We start from the raw sequence: 16,735 nt of genomic DNA on the forward strand, positions 1-16,735 counted from the left end.
AACTTCAGGTCCTTGCGCAGCGTCAGGCGGAAGCGGCCCTGCAGCGCCGTCTCGATCGCGGTGACGCAGACCTCGCCGTCGCCCTGCACGCCGTGGCCGTCGCCGCAGGAGAACATCGCGCCCGGCACGAACACCGGCAAATAGAGCGTCGCGCCGGCGCCGAGCTCCTTGTTGTCGAGATTGCCGCCCATCGCGCGCGGGATCAGCGAGGAGATACGGCCCCAGCCAGGGGGCGGCGACACGCCCATCACGCCGAAAAACGGCTTGAGCGGCAGGTCGAGGCCCCACGGCATGCGGCCGGTCATCCGCGTCCGGTCGAGCGGGATGTTGAGGATGCGGGTCTCGTGGAAATCGTCGGGCAGGGTGCCGGACAGCGGCTTGATCATGTTCCAGCCCCAGTCCTGCCGGAGCTGGACGTCGAGGATCTCGACCGCGAGCACGTCGCCGCGCTCGGCGCCTTCGACCGCGATCGGGCCGGTGAGAATGTGGCCGGGCAGCATGCGCTCGTTGTTGGCGTGAACCTCGAACATCTCGGGGGGAATGTGAAACTTGTCGCGGTCGGGCAGCATGTCGGGGCCGCCGCTGATGGTGTCGACCGTCACCTCGTCGCCGCTTTTGATCGTCAGCACGGGCTTGAGCGCGGCTTCGAAGAAGCCCCAATGGCAGGTTTTGGGGCTGGAATGCAGGTGGTGATGGGTCATTTGCCGCGTCCGGTCGCTTTCATCAGGCCGGGCTTGACCCGGCGATCGATCCTCTTTCAAGAAGATTTCTGAAGATCGCCGGGCAGGTCAAGCCCCGCGCGGACCGGCCAGTTCATTCCAGCGAGGCTCCCCTGTTTTTCGTCCTTTCCAAGACGCTTGGCACCGCGCTGCTGCCGATCAACTTCATGGTCGAGCTCGGGATCCTGTCGCTGGTGCTGATGGCGACGCGCTTTGCCGCGTTCGGCCGCAAGCTTGCGGTGACCACGCTGATGCTGCTGGCGCTGGCGGCGTTCTCGCCGCTCGGCAATCTCCTGATCTATCCGCTTGAGTCGCGCTTTCCGGCGTGGGACCCCGCGCGCGGCGCGCCCGATGGCATCATTGTGCTCGGTGGCTCGGTCGACACCGATTTGTCGGCGGCGCATCGCACGCCCGTGGTCGCGCACGCCGCCGACCGTCTGTTTGCGCCGGCCGAGCTCGCGCGCCGCTATCCGAATGCGCGCATCGTCTTTACCGGGGGGACCGCGAACCTGGTCTCGACCGACGCCAGGGAGGCCGACTATTCCGCGCCGATCCTGGAGAATCTGGGCATTGCGAAGCAGCGCCTCATCCTGGAGCGGAGTTCCCGCAACACCTGGGAGAATGCGATCTTCACGAAAGAGCTGGTGACGCCGAAGCCGGGCGAGCGCTGGCTTCTGGTGACGTCGGCCTTCCACATGCCGCGCTCGATGGGGATCTTCCGCAAGGCCGGATTTGACGTCGAGGCCTATCCCGTGGACTGGCGGATGGGCGGGCGTGACGATCTCTTCTCCTTCACCAATATGGGCGCCGACGGGCTGGGCCGAACCGAAGTTGCGGTGCGCGAGTGGATCGGCCTTTTGGCCTACCGCCTGATGGGCCGGACCGGCGAGTTGCTTCCGGGACCGGGCAAGGACTAGAACGAGAGCCGTAAAACAAGAACACACGGCGCACGATCGCCGGGCCGGAGGAAGCCATGCAACAGCAGAGTGCAGACAGCATCGATCTTGGCGGCCTCGTCGCCGATCTCAACAGCCTGCTGCGGCTGAAGACGAATGTGATCGGCATGAAGCTGTTCGCGCAAGCGGCAGAGATGGAGGCGATCCCGAAAATCCGGCGGCCGAATGCGATCCACACCACCGACCAGATCGTCAGCATGGCCGCGCGCCTGGGCTGGACCGTCGGCATCACCGCCGAGGACCTTGTCGGCGCGCAATGCCGCGCAGTGATCGGGCTCAGCCCCCAGGACGAGAAATGGCTCGCCGGCGAAAATTATGTCGGGGTCTGGCACGGCACCGCGGACGACGCGCGCAAGCGCCAGGAGGCGCTGGACGTGGTTCCGTTCGGACAGTATCAGGCGCTCGCCGTCAGTCCGCTCGCCAGCGGCCGGCTCGATCCGCCCGACATCTGCCTGGTCTATGCGACGCCCGGGCAGATGATCATCCTGATCAACGGGCTGCAATATACCGGCTACAAGAAGTTCGAATGGGGCGTCGTCGGCGAGACGGCTTGCGCGGATTCCTGGGGGCGGGCGCTCAAAACCGGGGAGCCCAGCCTGTCCTTGCCATGCTATGCCGAACGGCGCTATGGCGGCGTGCCGGACGAGGAGATGCTGATGGCCTTGAAGCCGTCGCATCTCGCCAAGGCAATTGAAGGCATGAAGGCGCTGGCCAAGAACGGCCTGCGCTATCCGATCCCGCCCTATGGCATTCAAAGCGACGTCCGTGCCGGCATGGGCGTGAGTTACGCGAAGAAGTAAAGGCCAGTCATGAGCTCTGCGAAATTCGACATCGTCGTCTACGGCGCGACCGGTTTCACCGGCCAGCTCGTCGCCGAGTATCTGGCGGCGAATTACAAGGACGACAAGGCGCTGAAGTGGGCGATGGCAGGCCGTAGCCTCGACAAGCTCAAATCGGTGCGCGACGCCATCGGCGCGCCCGCGGATACGCCGCTGATCGTGGCGGATGCGTCGAACGCTGCCTCGCTGAAGGCGATGGTGGCGCAGACCAGATCGGTGATCACGACGGTCGGACCGTATCAATTCTACGGTGAAGAGTTGCTCGCGGCCTGCATCGCTGCGGGCACAGACTATTTCGATCTCTGTGGCGAGCCGGTCTGGATGCGCCAGATGATCGACAAGTACGATGCGGCGGCCAAGGCGAGCGGCGCGCGCATCGTGTTTTCCTGCGGCTACGATTCCGTGCCGTTCGAGCTTGGCACGTTCTTCGTGCAGGAAGAGGCCAGGCGCGTGTTCGGCGCGCCGGCCGCGCGCGTCAAGGGCCGCGTGCGCGACATGCGCGGCACGCTGTCCGGCGGTACCGCAGCGAGCGCGAAAGCGACCTTCGATGCCGTCGCCAAGGATCTTAGCCTCGTCGCCATCCTCAACGACCATTTTGCGCTGACGCCCGGATTTACCGGTCCGAAGCAGCCGAAAGGCAACAGAGCGGCTTACGAGGAGGATCTGCAATCCTGGGCCGCGCCGTTCATGATGGCACTGATCAACACGCGCAACGTCCATCGTTCCAACATGCTGATGGGCTTTCCCTACGGCCGCGAGTTCGTCTACGACGAGATGGTCCTGACCGGTCCCGGCGAGAAGGGCGAGGCCAACGCGAAGCGCGTGATGGCGGTCAATGCCGAGAAGACCGGCCCGAATGCGCCGAAGCCGGGCGAGGGGCCGTCGAAGGAAGAGCGCGAGAACGGTCTGTTCAATCTGCTGTATGTTGCGATCGCGCCGGACGGCCGCCAGGTCCGCGCCGGCGTCACCGGCGACCGCGATCCCGGCTACGGCTCGACCTCGAAGATGATTTCCGAATGCGCGATCTGCCTGCTGCGCGACGCGGCGGACGTTCCGGCCGGCTTCTGGACCCCGGGCGCAGCGATGCAGCACAAGCTGATCAAGCGGCTGCAGGATCATGCCGGGCTGACGTTCACCGTGGAGAGCTAGCTCGGTGCCGTAGGGTGGGCAAAGGCGCAACGCGCCGTGCCCACCATTGTCCCGATTGGAGAGAGATGGTGGGCACGCTGCGCTTTGCCCACCCTACGGCAGCGTTCGTGCCGCTTACACCGCCCTCGCGTCATACGCGTACATGAACTCCATGCTCTTCGATCCCAGCGGCAGCAGCCATTTCAGCATCTGATTGCGAACCCATGCGCCGGTGGCGCTGAATTCGCGCTTGCTGTTGCCGTTGCGGCGCGCCATAGCGACGATCTTCTCGGTGCGCGGGCGGCGCTCCGCCTCGAAGGCCTGGAAGGTGGCGCCGAGCTCCTGGCCCTCCTGCATCAGGCGCGCAAGCCGCATCGCGTCTTCGAGCGCCAGCGAGGCGCCCTGGCCGGCATGGGGGCTGGTCGCATGCGCGGCATCGCCGATCAGCAGCGAGCGCTTGCGCGACCAGGTCGGCAGGGTCGCGACGTCGAGCGTGTCCGTGACCACGATGTTCTCGGCGGCCTCGATGATATCAGGGATCGGATCGTGCCAGCCGCGATGGAAGCCGCGCAGATGCTGCTTCAGCGTCGACGGGTCGAGGGCGCGAAACATCGCAGCGTCCATGCCGTGCGCGGGCTGCGTGCTCCACCACATCACGCCGTCCGTGGGATCGGGGCTGCAATAGCCATAACCGAAGAAGCCGCTCTGGCCGAACGTGGTCTCGACGTGCCGGCCGATCGGCCTGCCGTCGAGGACGGCGTGCGGCACGAAGCCGCCGAAGCCGATCAGTCCGGTGTTGAAGGGCTGCGGTCCATCCGGCACCACCTGCCGACGTGTGATCGAGTGCACGCCGTCGGCGCCGATCAGGAAGTCGCCCTCGGCCGTGGTGCCGTCGGCGAAATAGGCGATGATCGGCTGGTCGCCGCGGTCCTCGACCTTGATCAGGCGCTTCTCGAAATAGAGCGAAACGCAGGCGCACCAGGCCTTGTCGACCAGGATCTCGTTCAGCGTGGCGCGGCAGACGTTCACCGCAGGCTGGCCGAAGCGCCGTTCCATGTCGCGGTTGATCGAACCGAGCCTCGCGCCGCGTTGCGAATAGAAGTCGAAGGATTCTGCGACCGAGCCGCGGCTGATCAACTCATTCGCCAGCCCGATCTCGTCCATCACATGCATGCCGTTCGGCGCGATCTGAAGGCCGCCGCCGATGCCCTTCGAATAGGGCCAGGCCTCGTAGATCGCGGACTCGATGCCGGCGCGGCGGAGCAGGATCGCGGCCACGGGTCCGGCAATGCCGGCGCCGATGATCAGGGCCTTGCGGGGTCGATAGGACATGGCTTGCTCCCGACGTTTCCGTGGTGCTAGGAGGAATTACGGTCGCTAAATCTCTTAGTGACTAAGATATATATCGCCTAAGATATGAGGTCGGCCTTGTCAAGGAAGAAGGCGCGCGCTGCGCTGCTGCAGGAGCTCGAGGAGGCCATGCGCAGGTCGTCGGCGCAGGGCGTGCTCTACGGGCAAACCGTTGCCAACGTTGCCGGAATTGCCAATTCCGATCTCGAATGCATGGACATCCTGTATCTCGAGGGACGCGTCACCGCAGGGAGGCTCGCCGAGGTCACGGGCCTCACGACCGGCGCGATCACCGGCGTGGTTGACCGGCTCGAAAAGGCCGGGCTGGTGCGCCGTGAGCGGGATGAGAAAGACCGCCGCAAGGTCTTCATCGCCGTCGTGCCGGACGCGGCGATGAAGATCGGCCAGTTCTACGTGCCGATGCAGCAGGCGATGGAGAAGATCTGCAACGGCTATTCCGACGAGGAATTGCGGCTGCTGCTGCGTTTCGCCAACGAAGGCTACAAGGGCGTGCTCGCGGCGACCGAGGCGCTGAAGGGCCTGCTCGACACGCCGCCGGAAAAACGACCGGCCCTCAAGCTGAAGAAGCTTCGTCGCTAGCCCCAGTCTTGTAGATCTGCGCGGCCGCGATCATGCCCCACATCGCGCCCAGCATCATCCAGAAGTGCCGCCAGTGGTCGGTGTCGATCACGAAGCTTTCGCCGACGGTGCCGACGAAGGCGGAGAACACTGCGAGATAAGCGCGCTGCCAGGGCACCGGAACGAAGATGTGCCGGAAGCCCATGATGACGGTGGTGAAGACCAGCGCGGGATAACACACGCCGGAGAGCCATCCGCCGGACATGAAGGCGTTGAGATAGGAGTTGTGGGTGTCCTCGGGGAAGAAGCGGTGGAATTGCAGGGGGCCGATGCCGAACGGCAGGTCGAGCGCCATTTCCGCACCGAGGATGTGGCGGCCGAACCGGCCGAAGCGGCCCTCGTCGTAGCTCTGGTCGAAGCTCGCGCGCTGCTTGAACATCTCGGCGGTGGAATCGAACGACAGCAGCACCGCGATCAGCGCGAGGCCCAGCACGGCGGCCACGATCGCCATGATGATGATGCGCGAGCGCTGCGCGTTGGTGCGGCTGGTCAGCACCATCAGCGCCAGCATGAAGGCGGAGGTCAACACGAGGCCGCCCCAGGCGGCACGCGAGAAGGCGAGCAGGATCGCGAGCGACATGATGCCGAAGGCGATGACGTTGCGGAAGGCCTTCCCCAGTCTGTCCGAAACCACGCTCTGCAGCGCAAACAGCGCGGGCAGGATCAGGAAGGCGCCGAGCACGTTCGGGTCCTTGAACGTGCCGCGCGCGCGGCCGTAGAGCGTGAGAAGGTCGTTGCCGCCGGGCACCAGGTGGAAATAGCCGGCGACCGCCAGCAGCGAGGCGATCATTCCGCCGACCACGAGGCCGCGGCGGAGCATGTCGAGCCGGGCCGCGGTATCCTCGGACGTGACCATCGCGAAGAACAACACGGTCACCGCCATGTACCAGGAGGTCGCGATCCAGCTCACCACCTCGGACTGCTCGAACAGCGGGATCGCGCTGATGGTGTAGCCGACATTGAGCAGGACCAGCATCAGCACCAGCGGCATCAGCGCGAGCCGCAGCCGCAGGCCGGTGGCGAAGAACGTGACGGCTGCGAGCAGCGTCATGATCTCGTAGGGGCTCGGCTCGATGAAGACGATCGCGCCGGAGGCGCCGACCAGCCACACCAGCGCGCGCTGCAGCGCCAGCACGCCGGGCGCAGCCGGTACGGCTACGTTCACTCCACCGGCTGTTGCCGCATACGCCATCACATGCTCATACGCTTACGCTACTCACACGCCACAAACACCGCTGTCATCGCCCGGCTTGACCGGGCGATCCAGTACTCCGTGGCGGCCATTGGAGAAGACGGTCGGCGCCGCGGCGTACTGGATCCCGCTTTCGCGGGGCATGTCGGAGAAACTCAGCTCAATACGCGTTCTCGTTCTTGGTCAGCAGCGAGATCGGCGTCTTCAGGAGAATGTAGAGGTCGAACAGCACCGACCAGTTCTCGATGTAATAAAGGTCGAACTCGACGCGCTTCTGGATCTTCTCTTCGTTGTCGATCTCGCCGCGCCAGCCGTTGATCTGGGCCCAGCCCGTGATGCCCGGCTTGACGCGATGGCGGGCGAAATAGCCGTCGACGGCCTCGTCGAACAGGCGGCTCTGCAGCTTGCCCTGCACCGCATGCGGGCGCGGGCCGACCAGGGAAAGATTGCCGGAGAACACCACGTTGAAGAGCTGTGGCAGCTCGTCGAGGCTGGTCTTGCGGATGAAGCGGCCGACGCGGGTGACGCGCGGATCGTTCTTGGTCACGACCTTGGAGGCGGTCGGATCGGCCTGATGGTGGTACATCGAGCGGAATTTGTAGACGTCGATGCGCTCGTTGTTGAAGCCGAAGCGCTTCTGGCGGAATAGCGCCGGGCCGGGGCTGTCGAGCTTCACCGCCAGCGCCACCAGTCCCATCACCGGCAGCGCCACGAGCAGCGCGAGGCTGCCGACGACGCGGTCGAACAGCCATTTCATCACCAGATCCCAGTCGGTGATCGGCGCCTCGAACACGTCGAGCGTCGGCACCTCGCCGAGATAGGAATAGGAGCGGGGCCGGAAGCGCAGCTTGTTGGTGTGGGCGGAGAGGCGGATGTCGACCGGCAGCACCCAGAGCTTCTTCAGCATCTCCAGGATGCGCGTTTCCGCCGAGATCGGCAGCGCGAACAGCACGAGATCGACGCGGGTGCGGCGGGCGAATTCGACGATGTCGTCGACCTTGCCGAGCTTGCGCGCGCCAGCGCAGGTGTCGAGCGCGCGGCTGTCGTTGCGGTCGTCGAACACGCCGAGCACGTGGATGTCGGAATCCTCCTGCGCCTTCAGCGCTTCGACCAGCTGCTCGCCATTGCTGTCGGAGCCGACGATGATGGTGCGGCGGTCGAGCCGGCCCTGGCGCGCCCAGCCGCGCACCAGCGAGCGCAGCACCAGACGCTCGGCGAGCAGCGCGGCGAGCCCGAGGAAGTAGAAGGCGGCAAGCCACAGCCGCGAGATTTCGCTGCCGTATTTGGCGAAGAAGGAGATGCCGATGAACAGCAGGAAGACGAACGACCAGGACGAGATCATCCGTGTCATCTGCCGGAGCTGCCCGCGGAACAGCTGCACCTGATAGATGTCGGCGGCCTGGAAGCAGACCACGGCCGCGATCGATACGGCGATGACCTCGGCGGGATAGACCCAGCTGAAGCCGGAGAGCGGCATGACATAACCGACATAGAGCGCGATACCGACGAGGCTCAGCAGCGCGAAGTCGGCGACGCGCACGAAGCCGGCGATCACGATCGGCGAATAGGCGCGGGCGACCTTCTGGTTGACGACGTCGAGGGCTGCGGGCGAGAGCCGGCGGCGACGCTCCACGAAGGGTTGGTCAGCGGGTTTCGCCGCGGCGCTGGTCGCGGCATCGAGCATCGAGCGTGCGTTGAGCGGTTCCACGGGCGTCCACGTCCATTTCAAGCACCCGCGGGCCAATAGCGTTGGCGCCCCGGGCGGCATCCCCTGGTCCTTCGATTATCGAACAAATCGGAAGATTTTCTAAAGCGGGCTTAAGGATGGTTAATGATTGGCAAATGCGTCGCGATAGCCGGCGATCACGCCGTCGACCATGGCGGCTTGCGAGAAATGCGCCGAGATGCGTTCGCGCAAGGACACGGCGCGCTGCGCCGTTGCTGTGGGATCGTCGAGTGCGGCCGCGATCGCCTCGGCCATGGCCTCGGAATCGCTTGGCGCGAACAGGGCAGGACTCTCGGAGCCGAAGATCTCGGGAATGCCGCCGATGCGCGATGCGATCATGGGAATGCCGGCCGCGCCGGCCTCGATCACGACATAGGGCATGGAATCGCCGCGCGAGGGGACGACCAGCAGCCGCCCCTTGGAGAAGCCGTAGCGCGCCTTGACGTGGCCGATGAAACGGATCGCATGGGTGAGGCCGAGCCTCTCGACCTGCGCCTTCAGCGCCGCCGTTTCCTCGCCGTCGCCGCCGAGCGTCAGCGTGACCTTCTTGCCGCCCTCGTGCAGGCGCGCCACGGCATCGACCAGGAGATCGGCGCCCTTGATGTGCCTGAACTCGCCGACATAGGCGAGGTCGGTCGCATCGTCGGTGGTCACGACGGGCTCGAATTCCTCGGGCGTGACGCCGTTGAAGACGCAATGCACCACGCCCTTGGGCGTGCCGACGATGCGTTGATAGGTGTCGCGGGCGAATGCGCTCTCGAACAGGAACAGGTCGGTCGCGTCCATCAGCGTCCGCTCCAGCCGCGCGTAAAACTCACCCTTGAAGGTGTTGAGGGGATAATGCAGCGAGCCGCCATGCGGCGTGTAGATGCGGATGGTGTCGTCGGAGCGTCGTCGCATGCGGATGAAGGCGCCGGCCTTGGCGCCGTGGCCGTGCATGACGTCGGGCTTGAGCGTGGCGATCAGGCGCCGCATGCGAAGCCAGACCAGGACATCGTCCGGCGACGGCTCGCGGCGGATCGCGAGCCGGTACACGCCGAGCTTCAGCCGCGGCGCGAGTTCTGCCAGGGCCTTGTCGGCGCGCTCGCCGCCGGTGAGGCTGTCGGCGAGAATGCCGACATGGTGGCCGCGATCGACCTGGCCGTTGGCGACGTCGAGGATGTGGCGGAAGATGCCGCCGACCGGAGCACGCACGGCGTGCAGGATACGAAGCGGCCGGTCAGGAGAGGGGGGCATGAATCAAAACCAGCGCTCGACGGCGAATGCCGAACAATTCCTAGGAAAATATCGAGACGGATTAAGGGCCCTCGTGGTTAACAAACGGTGACGAGTGCGCCTGCGCAAGTCGCCGCATGCCGCGATTAACCCAGCGGCAACCTTAATGGAGTGTAATCGCCCCGGTTGAGGTAGCTTAGTGGCGTTGCCCCTGCGGGAGTGTTCGATGCGTTTAGCGTTCTGGCGTGCCGGCAAGGACAAGGCCGTGGTCGCGCGGGCCGTCTCGAAGGCCAAACCCGAGGTCGCGCCCAAGCTCGAGACCAAGGTCGAGACCAAGGCTGAAGTCAGGCTTGAAGCAAAGCCTGCGCCCGTCGTCACCAAGCAGGCCCAAATCGAATCCGGCGATATCGACCTGCACGCGCTCGGCGCGGCCTTGGCGCGCAAGCGCGGCTGGATCATCGTGCCGACGGTGCTCGCGCTCGTCGCATCCGTCGCCGTCGTCAACCTCGTCACGCCGCGCTACAAGTCCGAATCGCGCATCCTCATCGACGGCCGCGAGAACGTGTTCCTGCGTCCGAGCAGCGACCGCACCGAGGAGCGGCAGGCGCTCGACGCCGAGGCCGTCACCAGCCAGGTGCAGCTGGTGCTGTCGCGCGATCTGGCGCGGGAGATCATCAAGAAGAACAAGCTCGCCGAACGCCCCGAATTCGATCCCGTGCTGCAAGGCATCTCGCCGCTGAAGTCGCTGGCCGCGATGATCGGTATCGGCCGCGATCCGTTCTCGATGACGCCGGAAGAGCGCGTGCTCGATGCCTATTACGATCGTCTCCAGGCCTACGCCGTCGACAAGTCGCGCGTGATTGTGGTCGAATTCCAGTCCGCCGATCCGGACCTTGCCGCGCGCGTCGCCAATTCGATCGCCGACGGCTATCTCGTGCTCCAGCAGGGCGCGCGCCAGGAGCAGGCCAAGAACGCCAGCCAGTGGCTCGCCGGCGAGATCGAGAGCCTGCGCAAGAAGGTCTCCGACGCCGAGGCCAGGGTCGAGGACTTCCGCTCCAAGTCGAGCCTGTTCGTCGGCACCAACAACACCACGCTGTCGAACCAGCAAATGGGCGAGGTCAACACCCAGCTCAACAATGCGCGCGCGCTGAAGGCAGATGCGGAATCCAAGGCGCGCCTGATCCGCGAGATGCTCCAGAGCGGCAAGCCGATCGAGGCCTCCGAGGTCGTGAACTCCGAATTGATGCGGCGGTTGTCCGAGCAACGGGTCACGCTGCGTGCGCAGCTTGCCGAGCAATCGTCGACACTGCTTGGCAATCACCCGCGGATCAAGGAGCTGAAGGCGCAGCTTGGCGATCTCGACAATCAAATCCGCGACGAGGCGGCCAAAATCTCCCGCTCGCTCGAAAGCGACGCGCGGATCGCCGGCGGCCGGGTCGATGGCCTGACCGTGAGCCTGGAGCAGCTCAAGAAGCAGGCGACCTCGACCAACGGCCAGGACGTCCAGCTCCGTGCGCTGGAACGCGAGGCCAAGGCGCAGCGCGATCTGCTCGAGACCTATCTCGCCAAGTACCGTGAGGCCAACACCCGCGAGACCATCGACACGGCGCCGACCGACGGCCGCGTCATCTCGCGCGCCATCGTCTCGAACACGCCGGCCTACCCGAAGAAGCTGCCGATCGTGCTGATCGCGACGATCGCGACGCTGCTGCTTTCGTCCGGCGTCGTCGTCACCGGCGAGCTGTTGCGCCAGACCGCACCGCGCACGGTGGCCGCGTTCAGCCCGGTGCAAACGCAGGCACCGGTGCGCCAGGAACCGGTTGTCCAGCCGGTCGTCCAGCCGGTTGTCCGGCCCGAGGTCGAGCCGATCGCCGATCCGGTCATGGCGGAGCCCGCGCCGCTTCAGCCGGAGATGACTGATGATGCCGACGTCACCGAATTCACCGAAATCGAAAATCTGGCCGGCAGCCTGCGCGCCGCGGGCGCGGTGGCGAAGAAGGTCACGGTGCTCGGCACCGCCTCCGGCGAAGCCATCACGCTGTCGACGCTGACGCTTGCCCGGCATCTGGCGCGCGAGGCGCGCGTCGTCGTGGTCGACCTCGCCGCGTCCTCGCCGACGATTGCCGCGGTCTCCGTCGACGCTTCGGCGCCCGGCCTTGCCGAGCTGATGCAGGGCGAGGCGTCGTTCGCGCAAATCATCACGCGGGACAAGCTGTCGCGGCTGCATCTCGTCATGGCGGGCCGTCCCGGCTTCGACCGCAGCGTGCTGCAATCGCCGCGGGTGACGCTCGCCATCGACGCGCTGCTGCGCGCCTATGATCACGTGCTGATCGACGCCGGCAGCGCCTCCGACCTTCCGGCCGAACTGCTGACGGCGCATGCCCGCGCCGTCGTGGTGCCCGATGCCTCGATGGCGAGCGATGCGCGCACGCTGATGTGCGAGCAGCTGAAGGCGGTCGGATTCAGCGAGGTGACCATGCTGAGCAAGCCGGTGCAGGCTTCGGATGCGGTGGATGCGCCGCGCGTGGTGGCGGCGTAGGCTCTTCTTTCTCCGCGCACCAGGAATCGTAGGGTGGGCAAAGGCGCGTATGCGCCGTGCCCACCACCTATCCAATGCAATAACATAAGACGTGGGCACGCTTCGCTTTGCCCACCCTACAGGTTTGCTCGCAAGTGGATGGAGGGCGCTAAAGCGCTTGTGACGTTTACCCGAACGCCTGCCGCAGCCGCCTGGCCAGATCAAACAGCATCTGGTTCTGCTTCACCAGCCGCTTGCCGTGGCTCAGCGAGGACATTGCCATCGCCGCGAGCTTGCCGCGCGAGGTCAACGGGACAAAACTGTCGAAGATGTCTTCATCGTCCTTGCAGAACATCCGCTTGTAGTCGTCCGAACCGATGCCGAGGTCGAGTGAGCGGTAGCCGCGCTCGCCGTAGCGATCGATGATGTAGCGCATCAGGATCAGGCCGGGGCTGTAGCGGGCGTGCTCGGACATCGTGTAGGTGTTGAACATCATCGAGAAGCGCTCGCCGTCGGCGACGCCGGCGAAGATCGCGATCACCTCGTCGTCGCATTCGAGCGCATGGATGTCGATGACGCGGCCTTCACCGCGCGGCGCAAGGCAGGCGCTGCGGACGAACTGCTCGACACCCGGTTCGGCGAAGACGTTCGGGAGCTTCTGTTCTGCCATCCGCACCGGCTTGACGCGGAAGAACCAGTCGAGCAGGCGGGTGATGTCGGCGTCTGACGTGGCAAGGTGATAGCGATAGCCGGCCAGCGCCTGGAGCTTCTTTTCCTTGCTCTTGAGGCGGCGGCGGAAGGAGTTGCTGATCCGCGACGCCGGCGGCCCGCCCGGCTCCATCACCAGTTGCGGACAGCCGTTGATCGGGCTCTGCCGCGGCAGTAGAGCAAACGGGTTCTGCTGGCCGTGCCAGCGCTGCGGCAGCTGCGTCAGCGCGAGCACGTCGATGTGCTCGCGCAGCGGCGCAAGCAGCGTATCGAGATCGGCGGCAGTGGTCTGCGCGGCACACGCGGCGTTCCACAGGCCCATGTTGAAGGTGGTATGCTTGCCGCCCATGAAGCACGCGGTGCGCACGCCGTGGCTTTGGCGCAGCGAGAGCGGCAGCAGCATCAATGGCGTGTGATCGGCGTCACGGGCGATCACGACGAAGGGGCGCGCACCCTCGCGCTCGCCGACCAGTCGCTGCCAGGGGCTCAGCAGATCGAACCGCTGATAGGGCGTGAAGAGATGGCCGGGCTCCTCAAAGGCGCGCCAGACCGCCTCGGCAGCGCCAAGATCGGTGAGGATATCGACATGCGCGATACGGCTCGCTTTCGACCGCGCTGGCGCTTCTGCCGTCCGGCTTTGCATCGCCGCAGCCATGGTCATTCGCGAAACCTGTCGAGAAATCAAAATAGACGTAATTCGGCCTGTGGCCGACCTTTGCAAAGAAATGTCAACAAAGGGTAAGGACAATGGAGAGGGAACGGCGCCTTGGGGGCGCGAAGGTGGGATATTGGCATCCGACGACAGATGGCTGGAACGGCTGCGCCTCGAGCTGGCCTGGTTCACCGGCCAGGCCGCGCTGCGCAGCCGCGGTGCCGGCGCCATCCTGCGCTTTGCGCGGGTGCGGCCACGGCGGCGTGGCGGGTTTCAGCCGCTGCGCGCGCACGAGATCACGCCGCAATTTCTCGACCGCGCCATTCGCGCGTTGAAGCGCTGGAACTACGATTTTCTCGGCATGGACGAGGTCTGCCGGCGCGCGGTGACACTGCCGGAGAAACGGCGTTTCGTGGCGCTATCCTTCGATGGTGCGTCCAAGGATCTCATCGACTTTGCCTATCCGGTGCTGGCGCATCACGCCGTGCCCTTCACGGTCTACGTGCCCACCGCATTTCCCGATGGCGTCGGGCAGGCCTGGTGGCTTGGGCTCGAACAGGTGATCGCGCGCGAGAGCCGCATCAACCTGATGATGGGCGAGAGAGAGCAGCGCTTCACCGTCACCGACAATGCCGAGAAGCAGGCGCTGTTCTCGCATCTCGAGAGCTGGCTGCGCTCGCTGTCACCGGCGGATCTATCGGCCGCGATCGCCGATCTCTGCACGCGCTACCGCATTGATCTTGCCGCGCTCTCGCGCGCTGCGTCGATGGATTGGGAGGATCTGGCGAAGCTCGCCGCCGATCCGCGCGTGACGATCGGCAGCGCGACCGTGAACTATTCCGTTCTCGCCAGCATGAAGGATACGGCAGCCTCGCGCGAGATGGCGATGGGCAAGGCCGTTGCCGAAGCCGCTTTCGGCCGCGATGTCAGGCATCTCGCCTTTCCCTTCGGCGACCGCACCTCGTTCCGGCGCAGCCACGTCATGATGGCGGAGGAGGCCGGCTTTGCCAGCGCGGTGTCAACGATCCCGGGCATCGTGGACGCGGAGGGGCGGACCAATCTGCGCGCGCTGCCGCGGATTTCCTGGGACGGCCGCGTGCGCTCGCTGCGCATGTTGCGGGTGCTGGTGTCGGGTGTTACGTTTGCGCCGGTGAGGCCGACCGCTACGAGCCAGACTTGACGCGGTCGGGCCGCTGCATCCAGCTCACGATCGGCATCGCCGGCAGCACCCAACCCATGCCGACCACGACGTAATAGATCGCCTGCCGCCAGCCGGACTCGGCAATCCACGGAATCTGCGCCGCCGCCATGCCGAGCAGGGCCCAGACCGTGGCCAGCACCAGGAGCAGGATGGCGCCGAGGAACTTGCGGGTGCGGATCGTCATGGCGGAATGTCGCGGTCTTTCGCGTAACTTGCGCTGCGGGAGCGGGGGACTATAAGGGGCACGCAGTCCGGTTCAAGCCCTGGTTTTAACCTCTGAAATGACGACGAATTCTGTCCCAACCAACCCGCATCGCGCCGTGCGCTGGTGGCTGATCTCGGTCGCCGCACTGATCGCGCTGATGGTACTGGTCGGCGGCGCGACGCGGCTGACGGAATCCGGCCTTTCGATCGTCGAATGGAAGCCGGTCACGGGCAGCGTGCCGCCACTGTCGGAGGCACAGTGGACCGAGGCGTTCGAGGCCTACAAGAGGATCCCGCAATATCGCGAGCTCAACGCGGGCATGAGCCTGTCCGAGTTCAAGCAGATTTTCTGGTGGGAATGGAGCCACCGGCTGCTCGGCCGTTTCATCGGCCTCGCCTATCTGCTGCCGTTCCTGTTCTTCCTGTGGCGCGGTGGCCTGTCCGGCGAATTGAAGCGCAGGCTGTGGTTGCTGTTCGCGCTTGGCGGTCTCCAGGGCGCGGTCGGCTGGTGGATGGTCGCCTCGGGTCTCACCGAGCGGGTCGAGGTGTCGCAATATCGGTTGGCGACGCATCTTGTGCTCGCGCTCCTGATCTTCGCTGGCATCGTCTGGACGGTGCGGCGGCTCAAGGAGCGGCCGCAGATCGCAGCACCGGCGCGGTTGCGCTTCACGAGTGCGCTGCTGCTCGTCGTGACGTTCGTGCAGATCTATTTCGGTGCGCTGGTTGCGGGCCTGCGCGCCGGGCGCGCCTACAACACCTGGCCGCAGATCGACGGCGCGTTCATTCCCTCGGCCGAGCGGCTGTGGTTCGAGACGCCGTGGTGGCGCAACATGTTTGACAACGTGCTCACGGTGCAGTTCGAGCACCGCATGACCGCCTATGCGCTGTTCGCGCTGGCCGCGCTGCATGCGATCGACGCGGTGCGTTCGCGCGCAGGTGCGGCCGCAAGCGGCGCGCTCTGGCTGTTCGCGGCGGTGAGCCTGCAGGCGGTGCTCGGCATTCTCACGCTGCTCAACCAGGTGCCGATCGACCTCGCGCTGTCGCACCAGGCGGTTGCAATCGTCGTGTTGACGCTCGCGGTGATGCAAGTGGAACGGCTCGCTTCGCGGCGATCTGCAGAGGCGCAGTCGCGTGCGGTTCCGATTAGCCAGCCCGGCTGATCAGCAATAGCCGTAGATGCCGCACGCGTAAGGCAGCCGCCAGAAATAATCGACCTGCTTCCCGCCGTAATACGGGCCCTGATAATCGTAGCTCCAGGGCCGGCCATAATAGCCCGGCAAGGTGCTGGAGCCGGGCAGCAGCGGCGTGCCCGGCAGGTTGCGGACGTAGCTGCCGATGCCATAGGCCGGCGAGATCAGCGCATCCGGATCGGTATCGACATAGACCTGCGGCGGCTCCTGTGGCGGAGCGGCGGCGCGCCGCTTCGGCGTGGCCGGCAAGTCAGCGGCAACGGCGGCTGAGACCGTCAGCATCGCCGCAAGGGCAGGCACCATCCAGCGCAGCATCGTCGGCTCCGAATCAAAAGGGCGATCCAAAGGCCATCTATGCGGCAGATATGGTTAATGACTGTTAACTGACGGCGGCCAAAGCGGCGTCATTCCGGGGCGCGCGTGAGCGCGAACTCAGGTGCGCGATTGCGCACCCGGAATCTCGAGATTCCCCGGTGCGCAATTGCGCACCTGAGGTCT

15 protein-coding genes are annotated in these 16,735 nt (G+C 65.6%); 7 read left to right on the top strand and 8 right to left on the bottom strand.

Annotation, left to right across the window (positions count from 1 at the left end; genetic code table 11):
* A partial coding sequence (locus CV770_RS14865) for an acetamidase/formamidase family protein (RefSeq protein WP_104462865.1) occupies positions 1 to 701 on the bottom strand: 701 nt, incomplete at its 3' end.
* 185 nt (positions 702 to 886) lie between these two features.
* On the opposite strand from CV770_RS14865, the gene CV770_RS14870 reads away from it, so the two are divergent.
* Genes CV770_RS14870 through CV770_RS14880 form a run of 3 tightly spaced genes read left to right on the top strand, consistent with a single transcriptional unit; the run spans position 887 to position 3,663 of the window.
* Entirely contained in the window at positions 887 to 1,636 is a 750-nt protein-coding gene (locus tag CV770_RS14870) for a YdcF family protein (protein WP_201759862.1), read from the top strand.
* Between the two features lie 56 nt (positions 1,637 to 1,692).
* On the top strand, positions 1,693 to 2,475 hold the full coding sequence (locus tag CV770_RS14875) for a DUF169 domain-containing protein (RefSeq protein WP_104462867.1): 783 nt from the start codon (positions 1,693 to 1,695) through the stop codon (positions 2,473 to 2,475).
* Positions 2,476 to 2,484: 9 nt separating this feature from the next.
* The gene (locus CV770_RS14880) at positions 2,485 to 3,663 is read left to right on the top strand and encodes a saccharopine dehydrogenase family protein (protein ID WP_104462868.1); all 1,179 of its coding nucleotides are present in this window, start codon (positions 2,485 to 2,487) and stop codon (positions 3,661 to 3,663) included.
* Positions 3,664 to 3,777: 114 nt separating this feature from the next.
* Here CV770_RS14880 and CV770_RS14885 read toward each other — a convergent pair whose 3' ends face one another.
* A complete protein-coding gene (locus CV770_RS14885; protein ID WP_104462869.1) occupies positions 3,778 to 4,974 on the bottom strand; it encodes an FAD-dependent monooxygenase in 1,197 nt (398 codons plus the stop codon).
* A 147-nt stretch (positions 4,975 to 5,121) separates the two neighbouring features.
* On the opposite strand from CV770_RS14885, the gene CV770_RS14890 reads away from it, so the two are divergent.
* Positions 5,122 to 5,592 (top strand): MarR family transcriptional regulator, encoded by a 471-nt coding sequence (locus CV770_RS14890; protein ID WP_165637712.1) that lies wholly within the window; start codon positions 5,122 to 5,124, stop codon positions 5,590 to 5,592.
* On the opposite strand, the gene CV770_RS14895 is transcribed toward CV770_RS14890, so the two are convergent.
* The 3 genes from CV770_RS14895 to CV770_RS14905 form a co-directional block, all read right to left on the bottom strand.
* Positions 5,567 to 6,823, bottom strand: a complete 1,257-nt coding sequence (locus CV770_RS14895) for an O-antigen ligase family protein (RefSeq protein ID WP_201759863.1) — start codon at positions 6,821 to 6,823, stop codon at positions 5,567 to 5,569. The two genes, CV770_RS14890 and CV770_RS14895, sit on opposite strands and share 26 nt — an antisense overlap.
* A gap of 160 nt (positions 6,824 to 6,983) precedes the next feature.
* Positions 6,984 to 8,531 carry an undecaprenyl-phosphate glucose phosphotransferase gene (locus CV770_RS14900; RefSeq protein WP_165637705.1) on the bottom strand — a complete coding sequence of 516 codons (1,548 nt, stop codon included), beginning with the start codon at positions 8,529 to 8,531 and terminating at the stop codon, positions 6,984 to 6,986.
* Positions 8,532 to 8,651: 120 nt separating this feature from the next.
* A complete protein-coding gene (locus CV770_RS14905) occupies positions 8,652 to 9,785 on the bottom strand; it encodes a glycosyltransferase family 4 protein (RefSeq protein WP_104462871.1) in 1,134 nt (377 codons plus the stop codon).
* A gap of 205 nt (positions 9,786 to 9,990) precedes the next feature.
* On the opposite strand from CV770_RS14905, the gene CV770_RS14910 reads away from it, so the two are divergent.
* The gene (locus CV770_RS14910) at positions 9,991 to 12,303 is read left to right on the top strand and encodes a GumC family protein (protein ID WP_104462872.1); all 2,313 of its coding nucleotides are present in this window, start codon (positions 9,991 to 9,993) and stop codon (positions 12,301 to 12,303) included.
* Between the two features lie 166 nt (positions 12,304 to 12,469).
* Here the strand turns inward: CV770_RS14910 and CV770_RS14915 are convergent, their stop codons facing one another.
* Positions 12,470 to 13,651, bottom strand: coding sequence for a GNAT family N-acetyltransferase (locus CV770_RS14915; RefSeq protein WP_104462873.1), 1,182 nt, complete (start codon positions 13,649 to 13,651; stop codon positions 12,470 to 12,472).
* A gap of 127 nt (positions 13,652 to 13,778) precedes the next feature.
* Between CV770_RS14915 and CV770_RS14920 the strand changes: the two genes are divergently transcribed.
* A complete protein-coding gene (locus tag CV770_RS14920; protein WP_104462874.1) occupies positions 13,779 to 14,822 on the top strand; it encodes a polysaccharide deacetylase family protein in 1,044 nt (347 codons plus the stop codon).
* Here CV770_RS14920 and CV770_RS14925 read toward each other — a convergent pair.
* Positions 14,806 to 15,027, bottom strand: coding sequence for a DUF2842 domain-containing protein (locus CV770_RS14925; protein WP_091965239.1), 222 nt, complete (start codon positions 15,025 to 15,027; stop codon positions 14,806 to 14,808). The genes CV770_RS14920 and CV770_RS14925 overlap by 17 nt on opposite strands.
* 97 nt (positions 15,028 to 15,124) lie before the next feature.
* Here CV770_RS14925 and CV770_RS14930 point away from each other — a divergent pair, with 97 nt between their 5' ends.
* Positions 15,125 to 16,207, top strand: a complete 1,083-nt coding sequence (locus CV770_RS14930) for a COX15/CtaA family protein (protein WP_104462875.1) — start codon at positions 15,125 to 15,127, stop codon at positions 16,205 to 16,207.
* Here the strand turns inward: CV770_RS14930 and CV770_RS14935 are convergent, their stop codons facing one another.
* Positions 16,208 to 16,552, bottom strand: coding sequence for a hypothetical protein (locus CV770_RS14935; RefSeq protein WP_104462876.1), 345 nt, complete (start codon positions 16,550 to 16,552; stop codon positions 16,208 to 16,210).
* Between the last annotated feature and the right edge of the window lie 183 nt (positions 16,553 to 16,735).

This window comes from Bradyrhizobium sp. AC87j1, assembly GCF_002936975.1.
In the GTDB taxonomy this organism is placed as follows: Bacteria; Pseudomonadota; Alphaproteobacteria; order Rhizobiales; family Xanthobacteraceae; genus Bradyrhizobium; species Bradyrhizobium shewense.

What these genes read in the sequence shown, in the direction of transcription:
- CV770_RS14935 (WP_104462876.1), bottom strand. Translation starts at nt 16,552, where the DNA reads ATGCTGCGCTGGATGGTGCCTGCCCTTGCGGCGATGCTGACGGTCTCA.
- CV770_RS14925 (WP_091965239.1), bottom strand. Translation starts at nt 15,027, where the DNA reads ATGACGATCCGCACCCGCAAGTTCCTCGGCGCCATCCTGCTCCTGGTG.
- CV770_RS14895 (WP_201759863.1), bottom strand. Translation starts at nt 6,823, where the DNA reads ATGGCGTATGCGGCAACAGCCGGTGGAGTGAACGTAGCCGTACCGGCT.
- CV770_RS14890 (WP_165637712.1), top strand. Translation starts at nt 5,122, where the DNA reads ATGCGCAGGTCGTCGGCGCAGGGCGTGCTCTACGGGCAAACCGTTGCC.
- CV770_RS14875 (WP_104462867.1), top strand. Translation starts at nt 1,693, where the DNA reads ATGCAACAGCAGAGTGCAGACAGCATCGATCTTGGCGGCCTCGTCGCC.
- CV770_RS14905 (WP_104462871.1), bottom strand. Translation starts at nt 9,785, where the DNA reads ATGCCCCCCTCTCCTGACCGGCCGCTTCGTATCCTGCACGCCGTGCGT.
- CV770_RS14885 (WP_104462869.1), bottom strand. Translation starts at nt 4,974, where the DNA reads ATGTCCTATCGACCCCGCAAGGCCCTGATCATCGGCGCCGGCATTGCC.
- CV770_RS14915 (WP_104462873.1), bottom strand. Translation starts at nt 13,651, where the DNA reads ATGACCATGGCTGCGGCGATGCAAAGCCGGACGGCAGAAGCGCCAGCG.
- CV770_RS14870 (WP_201759862.1), top strand. Translation starts at nt 887, where the DNA reads ATGGTCGAGCTCGGGATCCTGTCGCTGGTGCTGATGGCGACGCGCTTT.
- CV770_RS14880 (WP_104462868.1), top strand. Translation starts at nt 2,485, where the DNA reads ATGAGCTCTGCGAAATTCGACATCGTCGTCTACGGCGCGACCGGTTTC.
- CV770_RS14910 (WP_104462872.1), top strand. Translation starts at nt 9,991, where the DNA reads ATGCGTTTAGCGTTCTGGCGTGCCGGCAAGGACAAGGCCGTGGTCGCG.
- CV770_RS14930 (WP_104462875.1), top strand. Translation starts at nt 15,125, where the DNA reads ATGACGACGAATTCTGTCCCAACCAACCCGCATCGCGCCGTGCGCTGG.